Source organism: Variovorax raffinosi (assembly GCF_051216615.1).
Lineage (GTDB): Bacteria > Pseudomonadota > Gammaproteobacteria > Burkholderiales > Burkholderiaceae_C > Variovorax.
In genome coordinates this window covers 415,235-442,175 of sequence record NZ_JBPJZR010000003.1, presented here as the reverse complement: position 1 = coordinate 442,175, position 26,941 = coordinate 415,235, and the positions used below count along the sequence as shown (strand labels likewise).

Here is a 26,941-nt window from a genome sequence, read left to right as displayed (position 1 = left end):
AGAAAGCCGTCATGTTCCTGAAACGACTTCTCTCCAACGACACGCCGCGCAGCCGCCTGCTGGCGCTGCTGCTGGTGGCCGTGTTCCTGGCGCTGGCCTTCGCGCCTTTCATCTTCCCGGGCGTCAAGGCGCTCAGCGTCGCGGCCAAGATCCTGGTGTTCGTGGTGCTGGTCGCCAGCTTCGACCTGCTGCTGGGCTACACCGGCATCGTGAGCTTTGCGCACACCATGTTCTTCGGCATCGGTGCCTATGGCATCGCGATCTCGGCTTCGCGGCTGGGCCCCAACTGGGGCGCGGTGCTGGTGGGGCTGGGTGCATCGCTCGCCGTATCGCTGGTGCTCTCCTTCGCCATCGGCCTGTTCTCGCTGCGGGTGCGCGCGATCTTCTTCGCGATGATCACGCTGGCCGTGGCCTCGGCCTTCCAGACGCTGGCCTCGCAACTGTCGGACTTCACCGGCGGTGAAGACGGCCTGACCTTCAAGCTGCCCGAGCTGATCTCGCCGAGCTTCGAGTTCTCCGAAGAGCCTTTCCTCGGCGTCTCGCTCGACGGGCGCCTGCTCTGCTACTACCTGCTGTTCGTGGCGGCCGTGGTGCTGGTGCTGGCGCTGCTGCGCATCGTCAACTCGCCCTTCGGCCGCGTGCTGCAGGCGATCCGCGAGAACGAGTTCCGCGCCGAGGCCATCGGCTACCGCGTGGTGGTGTACCGCACCACGGCCGCCGTGCTGTCGGCCCTGTTCGCCACGCTGGCCGGCGCGATGCTCGCGATCTGGCTGCGCTACAACGGGCCCGACACCTCGCTGAGCTTCGAGATCATGATCGACGTGCTGTTGATCGTGGTGATCGGTGGCATGGGCACCATCTACGGCGCGGCCATCGGCGCGGTGCTGTTCGTGGTGGCGCAGAGCTACCTGCAAGACCTGCTGCGCCTGGGCAACGAGGCCGCCAGCGGCCTCCCGTGGCTGGCGGCGCTGCTGTCGCCCGACCGCTGGCTGCTGTGGCTGGGCGTGCTGTTCGTGCTCTCGGTGTATTACTTTCCCACCGGCATCGTGGGCAAGCTGCGGGCGAGGGCGGCACGATGAGCGACAACAACCTCCTGACGCCGTTGTCGCGCTACGCGCAGCTCGCGGGCCGTGAAGTCCACTGGCTCGAATGGGGCGCACCCGAGGCACCGGTGGTCATCGCCTGGCACGGCTTGGCGCGCACCTGTCGCGACATGGACGAGTTGGCGCAGCACTTCGCGGCGCGCGGCTTCCGCGTGATCTGCCCCGACACCATCGGCCGCGGCCTGAGCCAGTGGAGCCCGCTGCCCGATGAGGAATACCAGCTCTCCTTCTACGCACGCATCGCCAATGCGCTGTGCGACGAGCTGCGCATCGGCCGCGTGCACTGGGTCGGCACCTCGATGGGCGGCGCCATCGGCACGGTCTGCGCGTCGGGCCTGTTCGAGCCGCGCATGAAGGCGCGCATCGCAAGCCTCACGCTCAACGACAACGCGCCGCAGCTGGCACAGGCGGCCATCGAGCGCATCCGTGCCTATGCGGGCCAGCCGCCCGCGTTCGACACCGTGGCCGAGCTGGAGGCCTTCTTTCGCACTGTCTACAAGCCCTACGGCTGGCTCAGCGACGCGCAATGGCGCCGCCTGACCGAAAGTTCGACGCGGCGCCTGCCTGACGGCCGCGTCACGCCGCACTACGACCCGGCCATGGTTCAGCAGTTCAGCGTGCACGACAACGACTACCTGATCTGGCCGCATTACGACGCCATCGAAGTGCCGGTGCTGTGTCTGCGCGGCGCCGAGTCCGACCTCGTGCTGCCCTGCGTGGTCGAGGAGATGACGCGGCGCGGTCCCGGCGCGGCCGGGCGGCTGCAGGTGATCGAAGTGCCTGCCTGCGGTCACGCGCCCGCGCTCAACGTGCCGGCACAACTGGAGCCGATCGAAGGGTTTATTCGCGCGGCCAGTCGTTGAAGACACGGCGGCGAGACAATCGCCGCCGACTCCAACCACCTCAAGGCTCACCCCCATGGCGCTCTCGATGTACGACCTGTCCGTGCCGGTCTTTGCACGCGGACTCGGACAACTCACCCACCTGCTCGACAAGAGCCTTGCGCACGCACAAGCCAACGGCATCGACCCGGCCACGCTGGTCGAGGCGCGGCTCGCGCCCGACATGCTCACGCTGGCCGGCCAGATCCAGCGCGCAAGCGATGCATCGAAGCTCGGCGTGGCGCGCATCGCGGGCATCACGGCCCCCAGCTTTCCCGATGAGGAGAAGACCTGGGACGAACTGCAGGCCCGCATCGCGAAGACGCAGGACTTTCTGAAGACCGTCGAGCGCTCGCAGATCGACGGCCAGGAAGAGCGCGCCGTGGTCATCAAGCAGCGCGAAGGCGAAGCGCATTTCACCGCGCAGCGCTACCTGCTGCAGTTCGCGCTGCCGAACTTCTTCTTCCACGTGACCACCGCCTACGACGTGCTGCGCCACAAGGGCATGCCGGTCGGCAAGATGGATTACCTCGGCAAGTTTTGAACCCACCACCCGGCCTTCACAGCGCCGGGACAAAGTTCAAATTGCCGTGACACATGCGCGCACGCAGGGTGCGCGGCAAACAATCGCGCCTGACCGCTGTCGGTCTGCCATGCACGAGGTTTGCGATCATGAACATGTTGTCCAGAAGGGCGTTCTCGGGGCTTGCCGTGGGGACGTCCGCGCTCGTTGCGGCAACCGGCGGCGGGTGGCCGGTGCGCAGCGCTTTCGCCGCGTCGCCGGGCCTGCAGGACTACGGCCGCGCCCCCGAGTTCGCGGGCATCGACAAGTGGCTCAACTCGGAGCCGCTCACTCTCAAGAGCCTTGCCGGCCGCGTGGTGCTGGTCGATTTCTGGACCTACTCGTGCATCAACTGCATCCACACGCTGCCGCACGTGGTGCGCTGGTACGAGAAGTACAAGGACCAGGGCTTCGTGGTGGTGGGCGTGCATTCGCCCGAGTTCGCGTTCGAGAAATCGACGCGCAACGTGCAGGACGCGATCGGCCGTTTCAACATCCGCTACCCGGTGGCGCAAGACAACAGCTTCACCACCTGGAACGCCTACAAGAACCAGTACTGGCCCGCGTTCTACCTGGTCGACAGCAAGGGCCAGGTGATGCGGCAGCACTTCGGCGAAGGCGAGTACGCGGAGATGGAAGCCGCCATCGAGGCGCTGCTGGCGCGCAAGTCGGCGGTCTGAAGCAGCCCACGGCCTGTGGGCCATGGGCGCCGCATCAAGGCTTGCGTGCGACGAGCGAGTACATCAACGGAATGCGCGCCATGCCCTCGGGCGCTGCCGTGCGTTGGCCGCCGATGTCGCGCATGTCCACGAAGGGCTTCCAGCCGTTGGCATACGGGTACTCGTCCAGGCGCTCGATGGCGAGCCCGGCCTGCGACAGCGCGGTGGTCACCTGGCCCACGCCCCAGGCGAACTCGAAGCTCGGGTGCGGATTTTTGAAGTCCTGCACGCCGGTCTGGTAGCCGTCGCGCACGAGGCCGTCGCCCGACTGGGCCACGTAGTCGCTCACGCCGTCTTCCAGCACGGGCGCGTCGTTGAAGTAGTCGTAGTGAAACTTCCACGACGGATCGAACACCATCGCGAAGGGGTGGAATTCGATGAAGACGAAACGCCCGCCGGGCTTGAGCAACTGCGACACGCCACGCGCCCAGGCCGACAGGTCGGACAGCCAGCACAGCGTGCCGTAGGAGCAGAAGACGATGTCGTAGCGCTCGCCGCGTGCCTGCGCGTCGCGGAAGTAGTCGTAGACGTCCGATCGCACGAAGCGCGCCGCAATGCCCGACTGCGCCGAGAGCTGCGTGGCGAAGGTGATCGCCTCGTCGGAGATGTCCACGCCCGTCACCTGTGCGCCGAGGCGCGCGATGCTCAGCGTGTCCTGGCCGGCGTTGCATTGCAGATGCAGCACCGTCAGGTCCTTCACATCGCCGAGCAGTCCGGCTTCTTCAGGAAAGAGCGTGGAGCCGCCGTTGCGGAAGAAGGCGGCCTGGTCGCCCTTGTGGCTGTTGTGCGCGACGGTCGCCGCGTTCCACGAAAGCCGGTTGGCTTCGTGCAGTTCTTTTTTCATGGCGTCTGTGCCTGTGTTTGCGTGGGCCAGCCCGCGAGGTTGCGTTCGGCAATGGCCGCGAGCGCGGTGATCCACGCCGGGCTGTCGTTGAGACAGGGGATGTAGCTGAAGGCCTCGCCGCCCGCGTGCATGAAAGCCTCGCGGCCTTCCATCGCGATTTCTTCCAGCGTTTCGAGGCAATCGGCCGGGAAGCCGGGGCAGACCACGTCGACCCGCTTCACGCCGGAGGCACCGAGTTCGCGCAGCGTCGGTTCGGTGTAGGGCTCCAGCCATTTGGCGCGGCCGAAGCGCGATTGGAAGGTCACGCGGTATTGCGTGGCCGACAGCCCGAGCCGCGCCGCGAGCAGCCGCGCGGTGGCAAGGCACTGCGCCTGGTACGGATCGCCGAGCGCGATGTTGCGCGCGGGAATGCCGTGGAAGCTCATCAGCAGCACTTCGCCGCGGCCTTCGGTCTTCCAGTGGCGCTCGATGCCCTGTGCGAGCGCTTCGATGTAGAGCGGATCGTCGTGGTACTGGTTGACGAAGCGGAACTCGGGCACGCGGCGCTGGCGGCGGCTCCAGTCGTTCACCGCATCGATCACGCTGGCGGTGGTGGTGGCCGAGTACTGCGGGTAGGCCTGCAGCACCAGCACGCGCGTTGCGCCCTCGGCCTGCAGTGCATCGAGCCGCGAGGCGATGGACGGGTTGGCGTAGCGCATGGCGTCGCGCACCGTCACGCGATGGCCGCGCTCGCCGAGCCAGCCGGCCAGCAGCGTCGCCTGCTTCTGCGTCCACACCTTGAGCGGCGAGCCCTCGGGCATCCAGATGCTTGCGTACTTCGCGGCCGACTTGGCAGGCCGCGTGCGCAGGATGATGCCGTGCAGGATCAGCGCCCAGAGCAGCCTGGGAATTTCAACCACGCGCGGGTCGCCCAGAAAGTCGGCGAGGTAGGGGCGCACGGCGGCGGCGGTGGGCGCATCGGGCGAGCCCAGGTTGCACCAGAGCACGGCGGTGCGTTCGACGGTCGATGCGACCTTCTCGTTGTCTTGAGGCATGCGATATTCTCAGGCATGACTTCCGCTTCCACGGCGCCCGCGAGCCCTGCGCCCCTCGACATCTCGCGCATCTCGGCGATCTCGCTCGACCTCGACGACACCCTCTGGCCGATCTGGCCGACCATCGAACGCGCCGAGATCGTGCTGCAGGAATGGCTGCTGCGCGAGGCGCCGAAGACGGCCTCACTGCTGCTGACGCCGGGCATCCTGCGCGAACTGCGCGAGGCCACCGCGAAGGAGCGCTCCGATCTTGCACACGACCTGAGCGCGCTGCGCCGCGAATCGATCCGCACGGCATTGACACGCGCAGGCGAAGACCCGGCGCTGGCCGAGCCGGCCTTCGATGCCTTCTTTGCCGAGCGCCAGCGCGTGACGCTGTACGAAGACGCACTGCCGGCGCTCAAGTGGCTCAGCGAGCGCTATCCGCTGGTCGCGATCTCGAACGGCAATGCCGACATCCACAAGACCGGCGTGGGCCGCTGGTTTCGCACGGCCTTCAATGCGCGCGCCTTCGGCAGCGGCAAGCCGCATGCGCCGATCTTCCGCGCCGCCGCAGCCTCGATCGGCCTGCTGCCGAAAGACGTGCTGCACGTGGGCGACGACGCAGAGCTTGATGTGGTGGGCGCGCTCAACGTCGGCATGCAGGCGGCGTGGCTGGTGCGCGACGAGCGGCCATGGGTGCATGGCGCGCGGCCGCAATTGATCGTGCCGAACCTGCATGCCCTGTGCGTGGCACTGGGCGCTTGATAAGGCCCAGCCTTACTTGAAGACCGGCCGGAAGAAGCTGCGCTCGTAGCTCACGATGCAGCGGGTCTCTTCTGCGTATTTGAAGGCCGCCTGGCATTCGGCGTCCTTCATCGAATCGGCGCGGTAGGTTTCGTACGCGGCGAGACTGGGGAAGGTGAACATGGCCAGCGCCACGTTGTTCGTGCCTTCCGAGGGCAGGAAGTAGCCATGGTGCTGGCCGCCGAACTTCTCGACCAGCGGAATCCAGAGCTTGCCGTAGTGCTCGAATTCCTTGAGCTTGTAGGCATCGACGATGTAGCGCAGGTAGCAGGTGACCATGTTCTTTCCGCAGGTGAGGGGTAATCGGCGCGGCCCCGGCGGGCGGCGGGCCGTCGGACTATAGTTTCCCGCTCCCCGTCTTGTTCTTCCTTTCGCGCAGGAAATCCGAAAGTGCACCTCTCCAACTGGCTCATCTTCTGCGGCGTGACGCTGCTCGTCGCCTTCACACCCGGTCCGGCCGTGCTGCTCGCGGTGTCGAATTCGATCTCTGTCGGGCCGCGACGCGCGATGATCAGTTCGCTGGGCAATGCGATGGGGCTGTTCATGGTGTCGGCCGCCGCCATGGCCGGGCTGGGCGTGGTGCTGACCACATCGGCCCATGCCTTCATGGCGCTGAAGCTGGCCGGCGCGGCCTACCTGATCTACCTGGGCATCAAGCAGTGGCGCAGCCGGGGCAGCGTGTTCTCGGACCTGAGCCCGTCTGCCGCAGTGGGTGCGAACCGGTCCTCGTCGTGGCGGCTGTTCGGCCACGGCGTGACGGTGGCGCTGACCAATCCCAAGGGCATCCTGTTCTTCTCGGCGCTGTTCCCGCAGTTCCTGACGCAGGACGCGCCGATCCTCGAACAGTTCGCCGTGCTCACGACCACCTTTGCCCTGGGCTCGGTGCTGTCGCATGCGTTCTACGTGCTGCTGGCGCGGATGCTGAAGAAGCAGTTGGGCGACCCGCGCCGCTCGCGGGTGTTCAACCGCGTGTCGGGTGGCGCATTCGTGCTGCTGGGCCTGAGCCTGCTGCGGCTGCCGAACAAGGCGGCCTGAGGCTGCCGCGCTGGCTCAGTCCAGCGCGAACTGTTCGCGCAGCGCGGCGCAGAAATCCGCGGTGCCGCTGAGCGAGAACGTGGCGGTGTCGAAGCGCGGCGTTTCGCGCGTCTGCTGCAGGTCATAGTCCCACGTTGCGCCGTCATCGAGCGCGCCGCGCCCGTCCGGGAAAGTGGCTTGCGCCCAGGCCAGCACCTGCTCGATTTCTGCGAGCACTTCATGCGTTTTTTCCGGGGCGGTCGAAGCCATGGCATCGAAGGTGCCGTTGCCTTCGGTGTCTTCGCTGTAGTCGAAGTCCAGGTAGCGCAATTCGGTCATGTTGTCTTCTTCAACGCCTTGGTCACGGTCAGCCCGCTGAGCACCGCGCCTTCGAGCGTGGCGGGGTAGGGGCCTTCGATGTAGTCGCCACAGGCCAGCAGGCCGGGCGCGATGGATGTGGAGGGGCGTGCCAGCGCGGGCGTGCACGCGAAGGTGGCGCGCTTCTCGACCACGGTCTGTATCAGTTCCAACCCGGTCTGCCCCAGTTGCGTGGCGGCCTGCGCGATGACCTGTCGCTCCAGGGTTTCGCGCGAGGCTTCATTGGCGCTGACGACCAGCGCGAGCACGCCTTGCGGGCCGCCGAGCTGGCCACGGTCGAAGGCGAACTGCGCTGGTGCCGTGGCCGGGTCGCTGCGCAGCGCCAGCATCGGTTCCGCGAGCGGCGAGGCGCCGCGCACGTAGACCGTGGCGATGGCCTCGAAGCGCAATGCCTCGGTGGTTTCGCACCACGGGTCGGCCGGTACGCCAGAGGCGCGGACCAGACGGGCGGCATCCCATGGCGCACAGGCCAGCACGACCTGATCGAAGAGTTCGTCGTCGACGCGCCACTGATCGCCTCCAGGCGCGATGGCACGCACGCGGGCGCCGACGCGCAACGCGGCACCGTGCGTCGTGAGCCATTCGATTGCCGCATCGGGGAAAAGAGCGCCCAGATCGACCCGGGGCAGCAGCAGGTCGGCACCACCGCTGCCGCTGAACAGCGCGTCTTTCAGCACGCGCAGGAACACCTCGCCGCTCGACTGGGCGACCGGCGTGTTGAGCGCGGAAACGCACAGCGGCTCGATCAGCTCCTGCATCACGCGTGGCGTGAGACCGGCGCAGAGGGCAGCCACGGTGGTGTCGCTCGCGCAGTGGAATCCGGCAAGGCGCCATCCGATGGCGGTGCGCAGCAGCGAAGACTTGTCGCGCCACGTCCAGCCGCGCGCCGTGAAGATGCCGGCCAGCAGGTCGAGCGGTGCGGGCAGCCGTGGCAGCTTCAGGCCGCCGCCATCGGCGAAGCGCAGCGAGAGCGGGAGGCGCTGCAAAGCGGTGTCGACGTTCACGCCCACCTCGCGCATCAGCCGCAGCGTCGCGGTGTAGGCGCCGATCAGGATGTGCTGCCCGTTGTCCAGCGCCATGCCATGGATGTTGTCGACCCGGCGCGCGCGGCCGCCGGGCATGTGCGCGGCCTCGAACAGCGTGACGGCGTGACCCAGGCGCGTGGCTTCGACGGCGCAGGCAAGGCCGGCCCAGCCGGCGCCGATGACGGCGAGCTTTTTCATCCAGGGATACGGGGAAGCCGGACTCGGTCGCCGTAGGGATGCAGGTCGTCATCCGGCTTCTCGCAGCGGATGAAGCATCTGTGAGTGAGCAGCTCGATGCGCTCGGCAACTGTCAGGTCATCGTCGGAGACCGGCAGTCCGGGCGCGGCCAGGTCGTGCTCGCCGTCCGCATTGAAGAGCAACTCGTCGCCAACGACGTAGTCGCGGCGAAAGGTCGTTCTCCATTGCGAGTTGGAGCCCCAGCCATCCGACAGGTCCGAGGTGCGCCGGTGCTTGCGCCGGCATGCCCAAAAGAGAGTCGAGGACGTTGCGATCTCTGGATTCAATACACCGAGGGCACAACTGACGGCAACGCCCGCGCGCGAGAACAACATCGTGCCCAGCATCAGCGCGGGCCAGTCGACCCTTGCCAGTTCAACGGCCTTGCGCCGCGATGAGCGATTTCTTTCTTCGCTGACTTCGACAATCTCATGGAAGAACGGCGAGTAGTCCGCTTCATCGGCCACGCGGCAACCCAGTCCGGTCATGAAGGCCAGGTAGTCCGGCAGGCTCAGAGCCGGGCCTGCCCAGCCTTCGCCTTCATCGCGTTGAAAGGCCAGCAGCAAGACCTGGTTGACGCGCGAGAGTGCGTAGAGGCGCCACGAATCCTCGATGGCGATGGGCGCATGCGAGGTGTTGTGCGCGAACGCATTCAGCCAGTCGCGTTCTTCCGCGTGCGCGTCGAGCCATGGGCGAAGCAGCGTCTGGAAGACATCTTCCGCGGGGCTGCTGTTGTAGATCGCATCGAGCAGATCTCGATACGGAGCTTGGCACGGGTCCATGGGCGTGGCGACTAGATGCGCCCCAACGCCTGAACTTTCCAAGCCAGCCACAACTTGCGCACCGGCGTCAGGCTCACGCGCTGGTTGAGCACCTGGAAGTCATCGCGCTCGATCTCGCGCAGCAGCGTGCGGTAGATGCTGGCCATCATCAGGCCGGGCTTTTGCGTGCGGCGGTCGGCCAGCGGGAGCAGGGCGAGGGCTTCGTCGTACGCGGTGTGCGCGCGCGCGGCCTGGAACTTCATCAATGCGACGAAGCGATCGGAATGAACGCGGTTGAGGATCTCGTGCGCCTTCACGTCGAACTTCTGCAGCTCGTTGACGGGCAGGTAGATGCGCCCGCGCAGCGCGTCTTCGCCCACGTCGCGCAGGATGTTGGTGAGCTGCAGCGCCAGGCCGAGCTTGTGGGCGTAGGCGGTGGTCTGCGGATCGGTCTGACCGAAGATGCGGGCCGCGACTTCGCCGACCACGCCGGCCACCAGGTGGCAGTAGCGCGAGAGGCCGGGAAAGTCGAGGTAGCGGGTTTGGTCCAGGTCCATCTGGCAGCCGTCGATCACGTCGTTGAGCTGGCGGGCCTCGATGCCGTAGGCGGCGGCGTGCGGCATCAGCGCCTGCATCACCGGGTGGCGCGGCGGGCCGGCGAAAGACTGGGCGACCTCGGTGCGCCACCAGGCGAGCTTGGTGGCGGCCACGCCGGGGTCGGAGACCTCGTCGACCACGTCGTCGATCTCGCGGCAGAAGGCATAGAACGCCGTGATCGCGGCGCGGCGCGGCTTGGGAAGAAACAGGAAGGCGTAATAGAAACTGCTGCCCGAGGCGGCGGCCTTGTCTTGCACGTATTGCTCGGGGGTCATCGGGGAGGCGCTGCTTTCATGGGGCGCCATTGTCTCCGCATCCGCATGGCCTTCCAGAGCAGCAGGGGCGCATCGGTCTTGCCGATGGTGGGGCGCTGCGAGAAGGTGTCGAAGCCCAGGTCCTCGATCTTGTCGAGGATGCGCAGGCCGCCCTGCACGACAAGGCGAAGCTCCCAGCCGGCGCGGCCCGGCAGGCGGTGCACGAGGGGCGCGCCTTCGTGCATCAGCTCGCGCGCCCACGAGGACACGATTGCTATCAGATTGATAGCTTCCTGCGGAGGCGGGGCGTTCGAAAGCGGCTCAAAAACCTTGAAGTTCTCGCGCGTCAGGCTGCGCCGGGTGCAGTCGGTCAGCGGAAAGTAGAAGCGGCCGCGCGGCAGGTCGACGCTCGGGTCCTGCCAGAAATTGATGAGTTGCAGCGCGCTGCAGATGGCGTCGCTCTGCGCCAGCGCCTGGGCGTCGGTCACGCCGTACAGATGCAGCAGCAGCCGGCCGACCGGGTTGGCGGAGCGTCGGCAGTAGTCGAGCAGTTCGGCGCGGTCGGTGTAGGTGCCGTGGTCGCGGGTCTTCACGATGTCCTGCATGAAGGCGCTCAGCAGGTCGGCGAGCAGCGCTTCGGGCAGTGCGTACTGCGCGATGCTGTGGGCCAGCGGGCCGAACACCTGCGGCCAGCGCGACGAAGGCAGCACCTCGCCGCGCGCGGCGGCGGCGAGTTCTTCGCGGTAGGCGGCCAGTTCGGCCAGGCGCTGGTCGGGCGAGGCGTCGCCTTCGTCGGCGATGTCGTCGGCCGTGCGCGCGAAGTGGTAGATCGCGGCAATAGGTGGGCGCAGGTGCGGCGGGCACAGCCACGACGCGACCGGAAAATTCTCGTAGTGGGCCGGCGGCGCGGCGTGGGGGGGAGTGGCGGACACGCCACGATTGTCCGCGACGCCATCTCCGGGCACTATGCTCGCGGCGTCGTCACTTTGAACTTCCGCTTCATGAAAGCATCCGCTTCGGCTCCCAGGCCCCAGGTTTCAGCGCACGGCGAGGCTGCGCATCCGGGCGGGCCGGGGGTGATGATCGCGGCGCTGGGCGTCGTGTTCGGCGACATCGGCACTTCGCCGCTCTACGCCTTCAAGGAGACGATGAACCCCGAGCACGGGGTGCCGTTCTCGCCCGATTCGGTGCTGGGCCTGCTCTCGCTGATCTTCTGGGGGCTGATGTTCGTGGTGACGCTGAAGTACGTGGTGTTCGTGCTGCGCGCGGACCACGACGGTGAAGGCGGCATCCTGGCGCTGCAGGCGCTGGCGCGCAACGCGGTGTCTGGCCCGAAGACCAAACCCTGGATGTGGAACGCGATCGGGCTGCTGGGCCTGGTGGGCGCGGCCATGTTCTATGGCGACAGCCTGATTACGCCGGCCATCTCGGTGCTGTCGGCGGTCGAGGGGCTGGAGGTGCAGGCGCCGGTGCTGCAGCGGGCGGTGATCCCGATCACGGTGGTGATCCTGATCGCGCTGTTCATGGTGCAGAAGAAGGGCACGGGCGTGGTCGGCAAGGTGTTCGGGCCGGTCATGCTGCTGTGGTTCATCGTGCTGGCCGCGGCCGGTCTGTGGCAGGTGCTGCAGCAGCCGCAGGTGCTGGCCGCCCTCGATCCGCGTCGCGCCTTCGGCTTTCTGATCGAGCACCGGGCCCAGTCGCTCGCGGTGCTGGGCGCGGTGTTCCTGGCCTTCACGGGCGGCGAGGCGCTGTATGCCGACATGGGGCACTTCGGCGCCAAGCCGATCCGGCTGGCGTGGCTCTTCATCGCGCTGCCGGGCTTGGTGCTGAACTATTTCGGGCAGGGCGCGCTGGTGCTGGCGAACCCGGCCGCCATCGACAACCCGTTCTTCCGGCTCTTTCCCGCGTGGGGCGTGCTGCCGATGGTGGTGCTGGCGGCCATGGCCACGGTGATCGCCTCGCAGGCCGTGATCTCGGGCGCCTTCTCGCTCACGGCGCAGGCCATGCGCATGGGCTACCTGCCACGCATGCGGGTGATCCAGACCTCGGGCACGGCCATCGGGCAGATCTACGTGCCGGCGGTCAACTGGCTGCTGATGGTAGGCGTGCTGCTGCTGGTGCTGGGCTTTCGCAGTTCGGGCGCGCTGTCGGCGGCCTACGGCATCGCTGTGTCGATCACGATGGTCACGACCACGCTGCTGGCCGGCATCGTCGCCTGGGGCCTGTGGCGCTGGAACAAGGTTGCGGTGGTGGTGGGCGTGGTGGCTTTCGCGGTGGTCGACCTGACCTTCGTGGTTGCCAACAGCCTGAAGATCGCCGAAGGCGGCTGGCTCACGCTGGCGGTGGCTGCGCTGGTGATGGTGGTCTTCACCACCTGGGCCAAGGGCCGGCGGCTGGGGCTGGAGGCGGCCGCTGCAGAAAGCCTGCCGCTGCGGCCCTTCATCGAATCGCTGGCGCTGCACATGCCGCACCGCGTGAGCGGCACGGCGGTGTTCTTGAATCCCGACGCCACGGCGGTGCCGCATGCGCTGCTGCACAACCTCAAGCACAACCAGGTGCTGCACGAGCAGGTGATCGTGCTGCGCGTGACGCCTTGCGACACGCCGCGCGTCGATGCCAGCATGCGCATCGAGGCCGAGCAGTTGATGGAGGGCATCTGGGTGGTCACCGCGCGCCACGGCTTCATGGAACGGCCCGACGTGCCCGAGTTCATCCGCATCCTGGCCTACCAGAAGACGCTGGCCATCGACTCGATGAAGACCTCGTACTTCGTCTCCCGCGCCTCCGTGGGCGAGGAGAACCTGCCGGGCATGAACCCGGTGCGCCGCGTGCTGTTCGGCTGGCTGCAGCGCAATGCGGGAAGGGCCTCCGACTACTTCGAATTGCCGGACAACCGGCTGGTGGAGATGGGCCAGCGCACGTAGTGACCCGTTGGTCATTGACAGTAGTTCACGTTTACCCTAGATTACTAACCAGTGGGTCAGTAATGACCTGGTTCGTCCTCTCTTGGGTGTCTCATGACCGCCTCCGCCGCCTTCTCTCATGCCCGCAGCGCCGCATGGCTGCTGCTTCCCGTCCTGTTCCTGGCCGGCTGTTCGCCGAAGCCTTCGGCCGAGGAGCCCGTGCGAGCGGTCAAGCTCGTGACCGTGGGCACCAGCGACTTCGACGCCCAGCCCGAGTTCTCGGCCGAGGTGCGAGCGCGTGTCGAATCGCGATTGGGCTTCCGCGTGGCCGGCAAGATCACCCGGCGACAGGCCGAGCTGGGCCAGCGCGTGCAGGCTGGCCAGGTGCTGGCGCAGCTCGATCCGCAGGACTACAAGCTCGCCGCTGATGCCGCGCGCGCCCAGCAGGCCGCCGCGCTGACCAACCGCGACCTTGCGGCTGCCGATCTCAAGCGCTACACCGAACTGCGCCAGCAGAACTTCATCAGCGGCGCCGAACTGGAGCGCCGCGAATCCACCTGGAAGGCCGCACAGGCCCAGCTCGAACAGGCGCAGGCCCAATTGGCCTCGCAAGGCAACCAAGCCAACTACACGACGCTGGTGGCCGATGTGGCCGGTGTCATCACCGCCATCGAGGCCGAACCGGGCCAGGTGGTGCAGGCCGGCACGCCGGTCGTTCGCATTGCGCAGGACGGCGCGCGCGACGTGGTGTTCGCGGTGCCTGAAGACCGCGCCACGCTGATCAAGCCCGGCTCGCCGGTCGCGGTGCGCGGCTGGTCGGGCGGCGACGTGCTGCAGGGCCAGGTGCGTGAAGTGGCCGCCAGTGCCGATGCAGTCACGCGCACCTATTCGGTCAAGGTCGCGATCGACGCGGCCACCTCGCCGGCACTCGGCGCCACGGTCTACGCCCGGCCCCAGGCGCTGGCGCGCACCGACACCGCGGTGATCAAGCTGCCGACCAGCGCCCTGCGCCAGGAGGGCAAGGGCTCGGCGGTCTGGGTGCTCGACAAGTCGACGATGACGGTGCGCTCGCAGCCGGTGCAGGTCGCGACGGCCGACGGCAATGAAGCGGTGATCGGTGGCGGGCTCACGCCCGGCATGATGGTCGTGGCCGCGGGCGTGCACGTGCTGTCGCCGGGCCAGAAGGTCACGATCTACCAGTCCAAGGAGGCGGCTGCAGCTGCCGCCAATGCGAAGGATGTCGTGCAGGCCGTCGAGGCCGTTGCCGCAACCAAGAAGGAGATCGCAGCGGGTGCCGGCAAATGACGGAAGGCGCTGCGACCACCACCGACAAGCCCGCCGGCTTCAATCTCTCCAAATGGGCGCTGGACCACGCGCCCCTCACGCGCTACCTGATGGTGGTGCTGATGGTGCTGGGTGCCTTCGCGTACTTCCAGCTCGGGCAGGACGAAGACCCGCCCTTCACCTTCCGCGCGATGGTCGTGCGGACCTACTGGCCCGGCGCCACGGCGCAACAGGTGGCCGAGCAGGTCACCGACAAGCTCGAGCGCACGCTGCAGGAGGCACCCTACGCCGACAAGATCCGCAGCTACTCGAAGCCCGGCGAATCGCAGATCATTTTCCAGATCAAGGATTCGTCGAAGGCCAACGAGGTGGCCAACGTCTGGTACACGGTGCGCAAGAAGATCGGCGACATGCGCAGCACGCTGCCGGCCGGCGTGCAGGGGCCATTCTTCAATGACGATTTCGGCGATGTCTATGGCGTGATCTACGCGCTGGAAAGCGACGGCTTCAGCTACGCCGAACTCAAGACATTGGCCGACGACGTGCGCCAGCAGTTGCTGCGCGTGAAGGACGTGGCCAAGGTCGACCAGTTCGGCGTGCAGGACGAGAAGGTCTACATCGAGATTTCGCAGAAGCGCCTGGCGCAGTTGGGGCTCGACTTCAACGCGGTGCTGGCCCAGCTCGGCTCGCAGAACGCGATTGAAAGCGCCGGCACGATCCAGTCGCCGCTCGACGTGGTGCAGGTGCGCGTGGGCGGCCAGTTCACCAGCGTCGACCAGTTGCGCGAGATGCCGATACGCGGCAGCTCGGGCAACCAGTTGAAGCTGGGCGACATCGCGGAAATCCGTCGCGGCTATGTCGATCCGCCGGCCGTCAAGGTGCATCACCAGGGCAAGGAAGTGATCGCGCTCGGCGTGTCGATGGCCAAGGGCGGCGACATCATCGCGCTCGGCAAGGCGCTGAAGGAAACCACCGTCACCATCGGGCAACGCCTGCCGGTCGGCGTGAAGCTGGCGCAGGTGCAGGACCAGCCGGTGTCGGTGGCCAGCTCGGTCAACGAGTTCGTCGGCGTGCTGATCGAGGCCGTGGCCATCGTGCTGGCCGTGAGCATCATCTCGCTCGGCCTGCACAAGGGCGGGCGCTTCGGCTGGTACATCGACGTGCGGCCGGGGCTGGTGGTGGCGATCACCATTCCGCTGGTGCTGGCCGTGACCTTCCTGGCCATGAACTACTTCGGCATCGGGCTGCACAAGATATCGCTGGGGTCGCTCATCATCGCGCTCGGCCTCTTGGTGGACGACGCGATCATCGCGGTCGAGATGATGGTGCGGAAGATGGAAGAGGGCTACGACAAGGTTCGCGCCGCCACCTTCGCCTACGACGTGACGGCCAAGCCGATGCTGACGGGCACGCTCATCACTGCGGCGGGCTTCCTGCCCATCGGCCTTGCCAAGTCGGTGACGGGTGAATACACCTTTGCGATCTTTGCGGTGACGGTGATCGCATTGGTGCTGTCGTGGATCGTCTCGGTGTACTTCGTGCCGTACCTGGGCACGCTGCTGCTGAAGGTGAAGCCGCACGACCCCGATGCGCCGCCGCACGAGCTGTTCGACACGCCGTTCTACAACGTCTTTCGCCGCGCGGTGAACTGGTGCGTGGCGCATCGCTGGATGACGATTGGCGCCACGGTGCTGATCTTCGCGCTCGGCATCGTCGGCATGGGCAAGGTGCAGCAGCAGTTCTTCCCCGATTCGAGCCGGCCGGAAATCCTGGTCGACATCTGGTTCCCGGAAGGCACCTCGTTCGCGGCGAACGAAGAGGTGGCCAAGCGGGTCGAGCAGCGCTTCATGCAGGAAGCCGGCGTCACCACGGTCAGCACCTGGATCGGTTCTGGCGTCCCTCGCTTCTACCTGCCGCTGGACCAGGTGTTCCCGCAGACGAACGTCTCGCAACTGATCGTGCTCGCCAAGGACCTGAAGGTGCGCGAGACCTTGCGCATCAAGCTGCCTGCGTTGCTGGCGAAGGAGTTTCCCGAGGTGCGCGGCCGCGTCAAGCTGCTGCCCAACGGGCCGCCGGTGCCGTACCCGGTGCAGTTCCGCGTGATCGGCACCGACCCGGCGGAACTGCGCGGGCATGCCGACGAGGTCAAGGCCGTGCTGCGCGAGAACGCCAACATGCGCGGCGTGAACGACAACTGGAACGAGTCGGTCAAAGTGATCCGCCTGCAGGTCGACCAGGCCAAGGCGCGTGCGCTTGGCGTGACCAGCCAGGCGATCGCGCAGGCATCGCGCACCATGTTCAGCGGCACGACCGTGGGCCAGTACCGCGAGAACGACCTGCTGATCGACATCGTGCTGCGGCAGTCGTCCGACGAGCGCGAGGCGATTTCGGACATCGGCAATGCCTACATCCCGACGACCTCGGGCCGCTCGATCCCGCTGACGCAGATCGCGCGGCCGGTGTTCACCTGGGAGCCCGGTGTGATGTGGCGCGAGAACCGCGACTACGCCATCACCGTGCAGGGCGACGTGGTCGAGGGCCTGCAGGGCGCAACCGTCACGGCCCAGCTGCTGCCGAAGCTGCGCGAACTCGAAGCGGGCTGGCATGCGGCCGGGCAGGGCGCCTACCGCATCGAGGTGGCGGGCGCGGTCGAGGAAAGCAGCAAGGGCTCGGCCTCGATCGTGGCGGGTGTGCCGATCATGCTGTTCCTGGTGTTCACGCTGCTGATGCTGCAACTGCACAGCTTCAGCCGTTCGCTGCTGGTGTTCATCACCGGGCCGATGGGCATTGCCGGCGTGGCCGGGGCCTTGCTGCTGCTCGACCGGCCTTTCGGCTTCGTCGCGCTGCTGGGCGTGATCGCGCTGATGGGCATGATCCAGCGCAATGCGGTGATCCTGATCGACCAGATCGAGAGCGACCGCAGGGCCGGCGTGCCGGCCTGGGACGCGATCGTCGAGTCGGCGGTGCGGCGTCTGCGGCCCATCGTGCTGACGGCGGCCGCGGCCGTGCTGGCGATGATCCCGCTGTCGCGCAGCGTGTTCTGGGGGCCAATGGCCGTGGCCATCATGGGCGGGCTGATCGTCGCGACCGTGCTGACGCTGCTGGCGTTGCCGGCCATGTATGCGGCTGCATTCCGCGTGAAGCGGGAGCCGGTGAATCCGGTGGACCGCGCGCCGGAAGTGGCCCCAATTCACGCTTAAAATCGCGAGCTGACCGATTTCAAGCGGATGGTCTTTGGCCCGAGGGACTCCCGAGGTGCCGGAAGGCCGTCCGCTTTTGCATTCACCTGAAAAAGATTGGCATCGCGCGGGTGGCGAAATTGGTAGACGCACCAGGTTTAGGTCCTGACGTTCGCAAGAACGTGCCGGTTCGAGTCCGGCCCCGCGCACCAGCCCTGCTAAGTAGCCCGTTCTATCGAGCAGTGACGAAGCCCCGTTTCGCAAGGAACGGGGCTTTTTCTTTGTCGGTCCGTCCGTCCGTCTGTCTACCAGTCGCTGTTGCTGTTGCTGTCGCTGCTTCCGCTGTCACTGCTGCTGCTGCTATCGGAACTGCTGCTACTGGAGTCGTCCCACGAACTCGTGTCCTTGATGCCGAAGTCGTTGTCCACGAAGCTGCGATCGGGTTGCTGGTCGGGCTCGGGATCGGACGAGGGCCAGAGGCTGCGGCCGATATCGGCGTTGTGGCTGCGGCTGCCGTGGTCGTTGAAGATGTTGACCGTGCTGCCGCGGCGATCGTCCGACCGGTCGTTCAGCAAGTGGCGCAGCAACTCGCCCGCGACCACCGCACCGACGCCGGCGGCGGCACCGGCTGCCAGCGCGCCACCGACGCTCGGCCCCTGGCTCGGCGGCGGCGAGGGCGGAAATCCGCCGTCGCTGCTCGCCGTGGCATAGCCCATGGACGAGTCGCTCGTGGGGCGCGAGAAGCGGGGCGCTTCCGTGGCCGGCATTGAGAAGGTGACGGCGCGCGAACGCCGCCGGAAGAAGGCGTAGGCGACGACGATCAGCGCCACGACGCCGAGCGGTCCCCAGGGGATCGATCCGGTGGGCGGAAAGTAGTCCGTCGGCGCGGGCGAAGTTGCAGGCGCCGGCGCGGCGACCGGGCTCGGTGCGGGCACCGGGTCGGGCTTGAGTTCCACCGGCTTTTCGAGCTTGCGTTCGAGCTTGGCAACGGATTCCGCCTTAGCGAACGGGAGGCCCGGCGAGATTTCCTTGGCCAGGGCCAACGCGTCGCGCGCGTCGTCGAGCTTGTTGTCCATGGCCAGGAGTTCCGCATGAACGAAGTGGGCCTTTGCGCTGTTCGGATGGTTCTTCAGCACCTTGGCGATCATCGCGTTGGCGTCTGCCATCCGGCCGTTGTTTGCCGCCTCGTAGATCTGCTGGATGCCCGGCTCCTTCGGGGCTGTCTTGGCCAGCGCGGGCGAGGGCGCGGCGAACGAAATGGCCAGCACGAATGTGAGTGCGGCGAACAGGCGCTGGAGCATGAAATTTCCTCGGGGCGGTAGCGAATCGCCCGCCACTTTAAGGGGGAAATCGGCCCTGGAATCCAGTCCAATCCGCAAACTCCGCCTGCCGCGCTTTGAACCCGCGAAAGAGGGCGTTCGCGGCCGACTAGAATCGCGGGTTGCCCAGTTTTGCGCGCGGCACGTGTGTGCCTCCGCATAAATCCCGCTAGCGCGTGTAAGTCCTTGATCTGTATTGATAAAAAGATGCAGGCCCCGCGCACCAGCCCCCTTACAAGGAAGACACCATGACCGTGAACGTTGAAACTCTCGAGAAGCTCGAACGCAAGATCACGCTGACCTTGCCGGTCGGCACCATCCAGTCCGAAGTCGATTCGCGCCTCAAGAAGCTCGCGCGCACCGTCAAGATGGACGGCTTTCGTCCGGGCAAGGTGCCCATGAATGTCGTGGCCCAGCGCTATGGCTACTCGGTGCACTACGAAGTCATGAACGACAAGGTCGGCGAAGCCTTCTCGCAAGCCGCCAACGAAGCCAAGCTGCGCGTGGCCGGCCAGCCCCGCATCACCGAGAAGGAAGAGTCGCCCGAAGGCCAGCTCGCCTTCGACGCCGTCTTCGAAGTGTTCCCCGAAGTCAAGATCAACGACCTGGCCGGCGCTGAAGTCGAGAAGGTCTCGGCCGAAGTGGGCGACGACGCGATCGACAAGACGCTCGACATCCTGCGCAAGCAACGCCGCACCTTCGCCCAGCGCGCGCAAGACGCCGTGGCGCAAGACGACGACCGCGTCACGGTCGACTTCGAAGGCAAGATCGACGGCGAGCCCTTCCCGGGCGGCAAGGCCGAAGACTTCCAGTTCGTCGTCGGCGAAGGCCAGATGCTCAAGGAATTCGAAGACGCAGTGCGCGGCATGAAGTCCGGCGACAGCCGCACCTTCCCGCTGTCGTTCCCGGCCGACTACCACGGCAAGGACGTGGCCGGCAAGCAAGCCGACTTCATGGTTACCGTGAAGAAGATCGAGGCCTCGCACCTGCCTGAAGTCAACGAACAGCTCGCCAAGTCGCTCGGCATTGCCGAAGCCACCGTCGAAGGCCTGCGCGCCGACATCAAGCGCAACCTCGAGCGCGAAGTGAAGTTCCGCCTGCTGGCCCGCAACAAGAACGCCGTGATGGACGCGCTGGTTGCCAACGCCGAACTCGACCTGCCGAACGCCAGCGTGCAATCGGAAGTCGCCCGCATGATCGAAGGCGCCCGCGCCGAGCTCAAGCAGCGCGGCATCAAGGACGCCGACAAGGCACCGATTCCCGAGGAAGTGTTCCGTCCGCAAGCCGAGCGCCGCGTGCGCCTGGGCCTCGTGGTCGCCGAGCTGGTGCGTTCGAACAACCTGCAGGCCAAGCCCGAGCAGATCAAGGCCCACATCGACGAGCTGGCTGCCAGCTACGAAAAGCCGGCCGACGTGGTGCGTTGGTACTTCAGCGACAACAATCGCCTGGCTGAAGTCGAAGCCGTCGTGATCGAAAACAACGTGACCGACTTTGTGCTCGGCAAGGCCAAGGTCAATGAAAAGTCGGTGTCGTTCGACGAACTGATGGCGCAGCAGCAACAGGGCTGATCTCCGTCGCTGCCCGCACCGCCAATGGGGCTTGTGCTTTGCGGCACGAGCCCCATTTCACTCAGGCGTACAGTTCAATACAGCGAACGATTTCATCTTCCCGGAGAGCTAATTCATGATCGCAAACGAAATTCAAGGCCTCGGCATGATCCCGATGGTCGTCGAGCAATCGGGCCGCGGCGAGCGGTCTTATGACATCTACTCGCGCCTGCTCAAGGAGCGCATCATTTTCCTGGTGGGCGAGGTCAACGACCAGACCGCCAACCTCGTGGTGGCGCAGTTGCTGTTCCTCGAAAGCGAGAACCCGGAAAAGGACATCTCGTTCTACATCAACTCCCCGGGTGGCAGCGTGAGCGCCGGCATGGCGATCTACGACACCATGCAGTTCATCAAGCCCGACGTGTCGACCATGTGCCTCGGCTTTGCAGCCAGCATGGGCGCCTTCCTGCTGGCGGCCGGCGAGAAGGGCAAGCGTTTCTCGCTGCCCAACTCGAAGATCATGATTCACCAGGTGCTGGGCGGCGCCCGTGGCCAGGCCACCGACATCGAGATCCATGCGCGCGACATCCTGCGCACCAAGGACCAGATGAACCGCATCCTGGCCGAGCGCACCGGCCAGCCGCTGGAAAAGGTCAAGGCCGATACCGAGCGCGACTACTTCCTGACGGCCGACGAAGCCAAGGACTACGGTCTGGTGGACCAGGTCGTCGCCAAGCGCGGCTGAGGCGTACAACGCGGTTGAGGCCGCCTGGCGCCGATGGCGCCAAAAGGCAAAAAACGGCGTTTTCCACACGGGAAACGCCGTTTTTGTTTAGTTATCATTGTCCCTACCCTGTAACGAGGCACCTGTCCATGGCCGATAAAAAAGGCTCTTCCAGCGAAAAAACGCTTTATTGCTCGTTCTGCGGCAAGAGCCAGCATGAGGTCAAGAAGCTGATCGCGGGCCCTTCGGTCTTCATCTGCGACGAGTGCATCGACCTTTGCAACGAGATCATCCGCGACGAACTCCCGGCCGGTGAAGAAGCGCGCGAAGCACGCAGCGACCTGCCCACGCCGCTGGAGATCAAGACCAACCTCGACAACTACGTGATCGGCCAGGAGCCGGCCAAGCGCATGCTGTCGGTGGCGGTCTACAACCACTACAAGCGCCTTCGCCACAAGGAAAAGAACACCAAGGGCGATGAGGTCGAACTCAGCAAGAGCAACATTCTCTTGATCGGCCCGACGGGCTCGGGCAAGACGCTGCTGGCGCAAACGCTCGCGCGCATGCTCGACGTGCCCTTCGTGATGGCCGATGCCACCACGCTGACCGAAGCGGGCTATGTGGGCGAAGACGTCGAAAACATCATCCAGAAGCTGCTGCAAAGCTGCAACTACGAAGTCGAACGTGCCCAGCGCGGCATCGTCTACATCGATGAAATCGACAAGATCTCGCGCAAGTCCGACAACCCCTCGATCACCCGCGACGTGTCGGGCGAGGGCGTTCAGCAGGCGTTGCTCAAGCTCATCGAAGGCACCATGGCCAGCGTGCCGCCGCAAGGCGGGCGCAAGCACCCGAACCAGGACTTCCTGCAGATCGACACGACCAACATCCTGTTCATCTGCGGTGGTGCGTTTGCCGGCCTCGAGAAGGTCATCGAGAACCGCACCGAGGCCTCGGGCATCGGCTTTGGTGCCAAGGTCAAGAGCAAGGCGCAGCGCAGCATCACCGAGGTGTTCCGCGAGGTCGAGCCCGAAGACCTGATCAAGTTCGGCCTGATCCCCGAACTGGTCGGCCGCATGCCCGTCGTGGCGTCGCTGGCCGAGCTCAGTGAAGACGCGCTGGTGCAGATCCTGACCGAGCCGAAGAACGCGGTGGTCAAGCAGTTCACCAAGCTGCTGCAGATGGAAGGCGTGGACCTGGAGATTCGTCCGGCGGCGCTCAAGGCGATCGCACGCAAGGCGCTGGCCCGCAAGACCGGTGCGCGCGGCCTGCGCTCGATCCTTGAACAGTCGCTGATCGACACCATGTTCGAATTGCCGAACGCGACCAATGTCGACAAGGTGGTGGTCGAGGAATCGACCATCGACGAAAACAAGCCCCCGTTGCTCGTGTACCGCGAAGCAGCGAAAAAGGCCTAAAGGATTTCGCATGTCTGGTCATACCCCATTGCCCCCCGAAGCCCTCGACCTGCCGCTGCTGCCGCTGCGCGACGTCGTGGTGTTTCCCCACATGGTGATCCCGCTCTTCGTGGGACGCCCCAAGAGCATCAAGGCGCTCGAACTGGCCATGGAGGCCGAGCGCCGCATCATGCTGGTGGCCCAGAAGGCCGCTGCCAAGGACGAGCCCTCGGTCGAGGACATGTTCGAGGTCGGCTGCGTCTCGACCATCCTGCAGATGCTCAAGCTGCCCGACGGCACAGTGAAGGTGCTGGTCGAAGGACAGCAGCGTGCCCGCGTCAACCGCATCGATGATGGCGAAACCCATTTCACGGCCAACGTGACGCCCGTCGCGGCGACCGAAGGCGGCGAGAAGGGCACCGAGGTCGAAGCGCTGCGCCGCGCCGTGATGCAGCAGTTCGACCAGTACGTCAAATTGAACAAGAAGATTCCGCCCGAGATCCTGACTTCGATCTCGAGCATCGACGATCCGGGTCGCCTGGCCGACACGATCGCTGCGCATCTGCCGCTCAAGCTCGACAACAAGCAGGCCGTGCTTGATCTGGACGACGTCAAGGCGCGTCTGGAAAACCTGTTCGGCCAGCTCGAACGCGAAGTCGACATCCTGAACGTCGACAAGAAGATCCGTGGCCGCGTGAAGCGCCAGATGGAAAAGAACCAGCGCGACTTTTATCTCAACGAGCAGGTCAAGGCCATCCAGAAGGAGCTCGGCGAAGGCGAAGAGGGCGCGGACATCGAGGAGATCGAGAAGAAGATCAAGCTCGCCAAGATGTCCAAGGAAGGCCTGAAGAAGGCCGAGGGCGAGCTCAAGAAGCTCAAGCTCATGTCGCCCATGTCGGCCGAAGCCACCGTGGTGCGCAACTACATCGACGTGCTCATCGGCCTGCCGTGGAGCAAGAAGACCAAGATCAAGCACGACCTGGCCAATGCCGAAGCCGTGCTCAATGCCGACCACTACGGCCTCGAGAAGGTCAAGGACCGCATCCTTGAATATCTCGCGGTGCAGCAACGCGTCGACAAGGTGAAGGCACCCATCCTGTGCCTTGTGGGCCCACCGGGTGTCGGCAAGACCTCGCTGGGGCAGTCGATCGCGAAGGCGACCGGCCGCAAGTACACCCGCATGGCGCTCGGCGGCATGCGCGACGAAGCCGAGATTCGCGGCCATCGCCGCACCTACATCGGCGCGCTGCCGGGCAAGGTGTTGCAGGGCCTGAGCAAGATCGGCACGCGCAATCCGCTGTTCCTGCTCGACGAAATCGACAAGCTGGGCACGGACTTCCGTGGCGACCCGTCGAGCGCGCTGCTCGAAGTGCTCGACCCCGAGCAGAACCACACCTTCGGCGACCACTATGTGGAAGTCGACTTCGACCTGAGCGACGTCATGTTCGTCGCCACCTCGAATTCGATGAACATTCCGCCGGCGCTGCTGGACCGCATGGAAGTCATTCGCCTCTCGGGCTACACCGAGGACGAGAAGACGCACATTGCGCTGAAGTACCTGCTGCCCAAGCAGTTGAAGAACAACGGCGTCAAGGACGAGGAGCTCCTCGTCACCGAAGAAGCCGTGCGCGACATCGTGCGCTACTACACGCGTGAAGCCGGCGTGCGTTCGCTCGAGCGCGAGCTGTCCAAGATCTGCCGCAAGGTGGTCAAGGGCCTGCTGCTCAAGCAGATGACGCCGAAGGTGACGGTCAATGGTGCGAACCTCAACGAGTTCCTGGGCGTGCGCAAGTACAGCTTTGGCCTCGCCGAGAAGCAGAACCAGGTCGGCCAGGTCGTTGGCTTGGCGTGGACCGAGGTTGGCGGCGATCTGCTGACGATTGAGGCGGTCACGATGCCTGGCAAGGGCGTGATCAGCCGCACGGGTTCGCTCGGCGACGTGATGAAGGAATCGGTCGAGGCTGCACGCACTGTGGTGCGCAGCCGCTCGCGCCGCCTGGGCATCAAGGACGAGGTCTTCGAGAAGCGCGACATCCACATCCATGTGCCCGATGGCGCCACCCCCAAGGACGGCCCGAGCGCGGGCGCGGCAATGACCACGGCCTTCGTGTCGGCGCTCACGGGCATCCCCGTGCGCAGCGACGTTGCGATGACCGGCGAAATCACGCTGCGCGGCGAAGTCACCGCGATCGGCGGCCTGAAGGAAAAGCTGTTGGCTGCACTGCGTGGTGGCATCAAGACCGTGCTGATTCCGGAAGAGAACGCCAAGGACCTGCAGGACATTCCCGAGAACGTGAAGAACGGCCTCGAGATCGTGCCCGTCAAGTGGATCGACAAGGTTCTGGAGATCGCGCTCGAGAAGATGCCCGAGCCGTTGTCCGACGAAGAGGTGGCCGCATCGGCTGCGGCCGTGGCCGAGCTGGCCAAGCAGCGTGCTGGTGCCCCGGCCGCCGAAGGTTCGGTCAAACATTGATTGATGGCGTGACTTGCCAAGCCTCGAAAAACTGGTATATAATTCGAGGCTCGAAACGCGGGAATAGCTCAGTTGGTAGAGCGCAACCTTGCCAAGGTTGAGGTCGAGAGTTCGAGACTCTTTTCCCGCTCCAGTTTTGAAAAAGGGAAGCAATCGCTTCCCTTTTTTTCGCAAGTTCGTTTTTTGTTTCTGCGTGGCGCGATAGCAAAGCGGTTATGCAACGGATTGCAAATCCGTCTAGCCCGGTTCGACTCCGGGTCGCGCCTCCACCTTCTCGTTAGACACGATTCGATCCGACAAACAAGCCCCGCCAACCAACGTTGCCGGGGCTTGTTTTGTTTGGGTTATCGTCGATGTTCAACCTGACGCCCGGATGGTGAAATTGGTAGACACATCGGACTTAAAATCCGCCGCTTCCTTAATCGGGGCATACGGGTTCGACCCCCGTTCCGGGTACCAAACTTACAAGGGAGCATTCGATGCCTCGCTACAACGCTCCATTTGAAATCCATGTGCACGGCGACGTGCCATTGCGTCCGGACGTGAGCTTCGACCAGATCCAGGAAGCGCTCAAGCCGCTGTGGAAGTACGCCGGTGCCAAGTCGCTGGCCGATGGCGCCACCAGCACCTACGAGGAAGAGCCGGGCATCCGCTTCGAGCAGAAGGACCACACGCTGCAGATCTGCTGGACAGTGCCGGGCGACGAAGACTTCCGCCAGGCGCTCGACGAGATGTGCATGGGCCTGAACGAACTGTCGGACCGTGGCGCTGCCATCGAAGTCACTTTCTACGACACCGATTTCGACGAGGAAGAGGGCGACCCCGACGAGGAATCGCGCGACGACTTCCTGATGCTGTTCGTCGGCCCCAACCCGGCCGCGATCATGCAGGTGCAGCGCGACCTGCTGGTCGAGGACGTCGTCAACCTCATGGAGCGCCATTTCGACGGCGCCGAATTGGGTGGCGTGGTGTCCGAGATCGACCGCCTCTTCAGCGACCGTTTCGATGCGCTCGTGAACTCCCTTGAAATCGGCAAGCGTCCGCGTGGCACGGGCGGTACCGGTGGTGGCAGCGGTGGCGGCCACGGCGGCGGACGCCGCCCACGGCACCTGCACTAACCGAAGCGGATAGTCAGTTGCGCTGTTGCTGCTGCAACAGCGACTTGGGCACACGGAAGCGCTCGCCGTCGTAGCGCAGCGTGACCGTGCTGAACTTGGCGGGCAGCGCCTTCTCCACGCAGCTTTGATCCTCCTGCTCCTGCGCATGGCTCTGCACGAGCGTGCGCGACAGCAGCAGATCGGCAAAACCGTTGCTGGTCGCCTTGCCGACCGACAGCATGGTCCGCAGCTTCTCGAAGTGACCGGTGCAGGTCGCGTCCCATCCCCCGTTGTCGTGGTCGAGTTCGACCTCCTGCATCACCTGCCGCAGCTTGTTGGCATGGTGGACGTACAGGCGCATGGTCTCGCTGGCCAGCGGGCTGGCCGACGCGCTCCCGCCCTTGTAGCGAACACGCAGGCCGAAGGCGCGCGCATCGGCTGACAGCACATAGCGCGAGGTGTCGATGCGGATGTCCTGGATCGACGTGACGGCGTCTTCGTCGAGCGCCTCGGGCTGGAAGAGCCGCCCGATCACCGTGTCGCGCTCGGTGTTGCCGTTGTCCGGCCGCTGGATCAGCAGCAGTTCGAGATCGAAGACCTTCGCGCCCGTGTCGCTGGTCTCGCGCGGCATTGGCAGCACGACGATGCTGCGCCCCGGAAAAGCCGGCCAGACCTTGCAGGCCGCCAATCGCTCGTCGAGCGGGCGATTCGGATGAAGCTTGGCATGCATGCGCTCGGCCAGGCCGCTTTCGCAGGCGGCGTGGCTCAGGCTGGCCGTGAACAGGCCCAGCAGGAGCAGGGCGGGGCGCAGGAGACGCATGAA

Annotated in this window: 24 protein-coding genes and 4 tRNA genes; 18 read left to right on the top strand and 10 right to left on the bottom strand. The window is 65.6% G+C overall.

Annotated features, from left to right (window positions below):
- Positions 1-11: 11 nt before the first annotated feature.
- The 4 genes from ACSFB7_RS13205 (at position 12) to ACSFB7_RS13190 (ending at position 3,226) form a co-directional block, all read left to right on the top strand.
- The gene (locus ACSFB7_RS13205) at positions 12-1,079 is read left to right on the top strand and encodes a branched-chain amino acid ABC transporter permease (RefSeq protein WP_093241465.1); all 1,068 of its coding nucleotides are present in this window, start codon (positions 12-14) and stop codon (positions 1,077-1,079) included.
- Positions 1,076-1,966 (top strand): alpha/beta fold hydrolase, encoded by an 891-nt coding sequence (locus tag ACSFB7_RS13200; protein ID WP_435470711.1) that lies wholly within the window; start codon positions 1,076-1,078, stop codon positions 1,964-1,966. The genes ACSFB7_RS13205 and ACSFB7_RS13200 overlap by 4 nt, the downstream gene beginning before the upstream one ends.
- 55 nt (positions 1,967-2,021) lie before the next feature.
- The gene (locus ACSFB7_RS13195; RefSeq protein WP_435470709.1) at positions 2,022-2,528 is read left to right on the top strand and encodes a DUF1993 domain-containing protein; all 507 of its coding nucleotides are present in this window, start codon (positions 2,022-2,024) and stop codon (positions 2,526-2,528) included.
- Between the two features lie 134 nt (positions 2,529-2,662).
- Positions 2,663-3,226, top strand: coding sequence for a thioredoxin family protein (locus tag ACSFB7_RS13190; protein WP_435471043.1), 564 nt, complete (start codon positions 2,663-2,665; stop codon positions 3,224-3,226).
- A 34-nt stretch (positions 3,227-3,260) separates the two neighbouring features.
- Here the strand turns inward: ACSFB7_RS13190 and ACSFB7_RS13185 are convergent, their stop codons facing one another.
- Both ACSFB7_RS13185 and hemH read right to left on the bottom strand, forming a co-directional pair.
- Positions 3,261-4,109, bottom strand: coding sequence for a class I SAM-dependent methyltransferase (locus tag ACSFB7_RS13185; protein WP_435470708.1), 849 nt, complete (start codon positions 4,107-4,109; stop codon positions 3,261-3,263).
- Complete coding sequence (gene hemH / locus ACSFB7_RS13180) at positions 4,106-5,143, bottom strand: ferrochelatase (RefSeq protein WP_435470706.1); 1,038 nt, start codon at positions 5,141-5,143, stop codon at positions 4,106-4,108. The genes ACSFB7_RS13185 and hemH overlap by 4 nt, the downstream gene beginning before the upstream one ends.
- A gap of 15 nt (positions 5,144-5,158) precedes the next feature.
- Between hemH and ACSFB7_RS13175 the strand changes: the two genes are divergently transcribed.
- A complete protein-coding gene (locus ACSFB7_RS13175; RefSeq protein WP_435470704.1) occupies positions 5,159-5,890 on the top strand; it encodes an HAD family hydrolase in 732 nt (243 codons plus the stop codon).
- 12 nt (positions 5,891-5,902) lie between these two features.
- Here the strand turns inward: ACSFB7_RS13175 and ACSFB7_RS13170 are convergent, their stop codons facing one another.
- A complete protein-coding gene (locus ACSFB7_RS13170) occupies positions 5,903-6,208 on the bottom strand; it encodes an NIPSNAP family protein (protein WP_435470702.1) in 306 nt (101 codons plus the stop codon).
- 111 nt (positions 6,209-6,319) lie between these two features.
- On the opposite strand from ACSFB7_RS13170, the gene ACSFB7_RS13165 reads away from it, so the two are divergent.
- Positions 6,320-6,964, top strand: a complete 645-nt coding sequence (locus tag ACSFB7_RS13165) for a LysE family translocator (protein WP_435470700.1) — start codon at positions 6,320-6,322, stop codon at positions 6,962-6,964.
- 15 nt (positions 6,965-6,979) lie between these two features.
- Here ACSFB7_RS13165 and ACSFB7_RS13160 read toward each other — a convergent pair whose 3' ends face one another.
- Genes ACSFB7_RS13160 through hpnC form a run of 5 tightly spaced genes read right to left on the bottom strand, consistent with a single transcriptional unit; the run spans position 6,980 to position 11,127 of the window.
- Positions 6,980-7,282, bottom strand: a complete 303-nt coding sequence (locus ACSFB7_RS13160) for a hypothetical protein (RefSeq protein ID WP_435470698.1) — start codon at positions 7,280-7,282, stop codon at positions 6,980-6,982.
- Entirely contained in the window at positions 7,279-8,544 is a 1,266-nt protein-coding gene (hpnE, locus tag ACSFB7_RS13155; protein ID WP_435470696.1) for a hydroxysqualene dehydroxylase HpnE, read from the bottom strand. The genes ACSFB7_RS13160 and hpnE overlap by 4 nt, the downstream gene beginning before the upstream one ends.
- On the bottom strand, positions 8,541-9,407 hold the full coding sequence (locus ACSFB7_RS13150; protein ID WP_435470694.1) for a hypothetical protein: 867 nt from the start codon (positions 9,405-9,407) through the stop codon (positions 8,541-8,543). Before ACSFB7_RS13150 ends, hpnE begins: the two co-directional genes overlap by 4 nt.
- Positions 9,377-10,216, bottom strand: a complete 840-nt coding sequence (gene hpnD, locus ACSFB7_RS13145) for a presqualene diphosphate synthase HpnD (protein ID WP_435470692.1) — start codon at positions 10,214-10,216, stop codon at positions 9,377-9,379. Before hpnD ends, ACSFB7_RS13150 begins: the two co-directional genes overlap by 31 nt.
- Positions 10,213-11,127, bottom strand: coding sequence for a squalene synthase HpnC (gene hpnC, locus ACSFB7_RS13140; RefSeq protein ID WP_435470690.1), 915 nt, complete (start codon positions 11,125-11,127; stop codon positions 10,213-10,215). Before hpnC ends, hpnD begins: the two co-directional genes overlap by 4 nt.
- 147 nt (positions 11,128-11,274) lie before the next feature.
- Here hpnC and ACSFB7_RS13135 point away from each other — a divergent pair, with 147 nt between their 5' ends.
- The 4 genes from ACSFB7_RS13135 (at position 11,275) to ACSFB7_RS13120 (ending at position 17,773) form a co-directional block, all read left to right on the top strand.
- Positions 11,275-13,119 (top strand): potassium transporter Kup, encoded by a 1,845-nt coding sequence (locus ACSFB7_RS13135; RefSeq protein ID WP_435471041.1) that lies wholly within the window; start codon positions 11,275-11,277, stop codon positions 13,117-13,119.
- 93 nt (positions 13,120-13,212) lie between these two features.
- Positions 13,213-14,403 carry an efflux RND transporter periplasmic adaptor subunit gene (locus ACSFB7_RS13130; protein ID WP_435470688.1) on the top strand — a complete coding sequence of 397 codons (1,191 nt, stop codon included), beginning with the start codon at positions 13,213-13,215 and terminating at the stop codon, positions 14,401-14,403.
- On the top strand, positions 14,400-17,582 hold the full coding sequence (locus ACSFB7_RS13125) for an efflux RND transporter permease subunit (protein WP_435470686.1): 3,183 nt from the start codon (positions 14,400-14,402) through the stop codon (positions 17,580-17,582). Before ACSFB7_RS13130 ends, ACSFB7_RS13125 begins: the two co-directional genes overlap by 4 nt.
- A gap of 104 nt (positions 17,583-17,686) precedes the next feature.
- A tRNA-Leu gene (locus ACSFB7_RS13120) sits at positions 17,687-17,773 on the top strand.
- Between the two features lie 93 nt (positions 17,774-17,866).
- Here ACSFB7_RS13120 and ACSFB7_RS13115 read toward each other — a convergent pair.
- The gene (locus ACSFB7_RS13115; protein ID WP_435470684.1) at positions 17,867-18,862 is read right to left on the bottom strand and encodes a tetratricopeptide repeat protein; all 996 of its coding nucleotides are present in this window, start codon (positions 18,860-18,862) and stop codon (positions 17,867-17,869) included.
- A gap of 266 nt (positions 18,863-19,128) precedes the next feature.
- On the opposite strand from ACSFB7_RS13115, the gene tig reads away from it, so the two are divergent.
- The 8 genes from tig to ACSFB7_RS13075 all read left to right on the top strand — a co-directional run bounded on the left by tig (position 19,129) and on the right by ACSFB7_RS13075 (position 26,139).
- A complete protein-coding gene (tig, locus tag ACSFB7_RS13110; protein ID WP_435470682.1) occupies positions 19,129-20,448 on the top strand; it encodes a trigger factor in 1,320 nt (439 codons plus the stop codon).
- Between the two features lie 115 nt (positions 20,449-20,563).
- The gene (clpP, locus tag ACSFB7_RS13105; RefSeq protein WP_435470680.1) at positions 20,564-21,172 is read left to right on the top strand and encodes an ATP-dependent Clp endopeptidase proteolytic subunit ClpP; all 609 of its coding nucleotides are present in this window, start codon (positions 20,564-20,566) and stop codon (positions 21,170-21,172) included.
- A 128-nt stretch (positions 21,173-21,300) separates the two neighbouring features.
- Positions 21,301-22,569: an ATP-dependent Clp protease ATP-binding subunit ClpX gene (clpX, locus tag ACSFB7_RS13100; protein WP_435470678.1), complete on the top strand. Its 1,269-nt coding sequence runs from the start codon at positions 21,301-21,303 to the stop codon at positions 22,567-22,569.
- A 10-nt stretch (positions 22,570-22,579) separates the two neighbouring features.
- Positions 22,580-25,021: an endopeptidase La gene (lon, locus tag ACSFB7_RS13095; RefSeq protein ID WP_435470676.1), complete on the top strand. Its 2,442-nt coding sequence runs from the start codon at positions 22,580-22,582 to the stop codon at positions 25,019-25,021.
- Between the two features lie 57 nt (positions 25,022-25,078).
- Positions 25,079-25,154 (top strand) — tRNA-Gly (locus tag ACSFB7_RS13090).
- A 62-nt stretch (positions 25,155-25,216) separates the two neighbouring features.
- Positions 25,217-25,290, top strand: a tRNA-Cys gene (locus tag ACSFB7_RS13085).
- 98 nt (positions 25,291-25,388) lie between these two features.
- Positions 25,389-25,480: transfer RNA gene (locus ACSFB7_RS13080), tRNA-Leu, on the top strand.
- Between the two features lie 20 nt (positions 25,481-25,500).
- On the top strand, positions 25,501-26,139 hold the full coding sequence (locus ACSFB7_RS13075; RefSeq protein WP_435470674.1) for a DUF6806 family protein: 639 nt from the start codon (positions 25,501-25,503) through the stop codon (positions 26,137-26,139).
- A gap of 13 nt (positions 26,140-26,152) precedes the next feature.
- Here ACSFB7_RS13075 and ACSFB7_RS13070 read toward each other — a convergent pair whose 3' ends face one another.
- Positions 26,153-26,938, bottom strand: a complete 786-nt coding sequence (locus ACSFB7_RS13070) for a PA3715 family protein (protein ID WP_435470670.1) — start codon at positions 26,936-26,938, stop codon at positions 26,153-26,155.
- Positions 26,939-26,941: the final 3 nt, after the last annotated feature.

Bases quoted from the DNA above. Each gene is read 5' to 3' on its own strand.
- ACSFB7_RS13135 (WP_435471041.1), top strand. From the start codon at position 11,275: ATGATCGCGGCGCTGGGCGTCGTGTTCGGCGACATCGGCACTTCGCCG.
- ACSFB7_RS13125 (WP_435470686.1), top strand. From the start codon at position 14,400: ATGACGGAAGGCGCTGCGACCACCACCGACAAGCCCGCCGGCTTCAAT.
- ACSFB7_RS13200 (WP_435470711.1), top strand. From the start codon at position 1,076: ATGAGCGACAACAACCTCCTGACGCCGTTGTCGCGCTACGCGCAGCTC.
- lon (WP_435470676.1), top strand. From the start codon at position 22,580: ATGTCTGGTCATACCCCATTGCCCCCCGAAGCCCTCGACCTGCCGCTG.
- tig (WP_435470682.1), top strand. From the start codon at position 19,129: ATGACCGTGAACGTTGAAACTCTCGAGAAGCTCGAACGCAAGATCACG.
- clpP (WP_435470680.1), top strand. From the start codon at position 20,564: ATGATCGCAAACGAAATTCAAGGCCTCGGCATGATCCCGATGGTCGTC.
- ACSFB7_RS13195 (WP_435470709.1), top strand. From the start codon at position 2,022: ATGGCGCTCTCGATGTACGACCTGTCCGTGCCGGTCTTTGCACGCGGA.
- ACSFB7_RS13205 (WP_093241465.1), top strand. From the start codon at position 12: ATGTTCCTGAAACGACTTCTCTCCAACGACACGCCGCGCAGCCGCCTG.
- ACSFB7_RS13075 (WP_435470674.1), top strand. From the start codon at position 25,501: ATGCCTCGCTACAACGCTCCATTTGAAATCCATGTGCACGGCGACGTG.
- ACSFB7_RS13170 (WP_435470702.1), bottom strand. From the start codon at position 6,208: ATGGTCACCTGCTACCTGCGCTACATCGTCGATGCCTACAAGCTCAAG.
- ACSFB7_RS13115 (WP_435470684.1), bottom strand. From the start codon at position 18,862: ATGCTCCAGCGCCTGTTCGCCGCACTCACATTCGTGCTGGCCATTTCG.
- ACSFB7_RS13185 (WP_435470708.1), bottom strand. From the start codon at position 4,109: ATGAAAAAAGAACTGCACGAAGCCAACCGGCTTTCGTGGAACGCGGCG.
- ACSFB7_RS13070 (WP_435470670.1), bottom strand. From the start codon at position 26,938: ATGCGTCTCCTGCGCCCCGCCCTGCTCCTGCTGGGCCTGTTCACGGCC.
- hemH (WP_435470706.1), bottom strand. From the start codon at position 5,143: ATGCCTCAAGACAACGAGAAGGTCGCATCGACCGTCGAACGCACCGCC.
- ACSFB7_RS13175 (WP_435470704.1), top strand. From the start codon at position 5,159: ATGACTTCCGCTTCCACGGCGCCCGCGAGCCCTGCGCCCCTCGACATC.
- clpX (WP_435470678.1), top strand. From the start codon at position 21,301: ATGGCCGATAAAAAAGGCTCTTCCAGCGAAAAAACGCTTTATTGCTCG.
- hpnE (WP_435470696.1), bottom strand. From the start codon at position 8,544: ATGAAAAAGCTCGCCGTCATCGGCGCCGGCTGGGCCGGCCTTGCCTGC.
- ACSFB7_RS13190 (WP_435471043.1), top strand. From the start codon at position 2,663: ATGTTGTCCAGAAGGGCGTTCTCGGGGCTTGCCGTGGGGACGTCCGCG.
- ACSFB7_RS13160 (WP_435470698.1), bottom strand. From the start codon at position 7,282: ATGACCGAATTGCGCTACCTGGACTTCGACTACAGCGAAGACACCGAA.
- hpnD (WP_435470692.1), bottom strand. From the start codon at position 10,216: ATGACCCCCGAGCAATACGTGCAAGACAAGGCCGCCGCCTCGGGCAGC.
- ACSFB7_RS13130 (WP_435470688.1), top strand. From the start codon at position 13,213: ATGACCGCCTCCGCCGCCTTCTCTCATGCCCGCAGCGCCGCATGGCTG.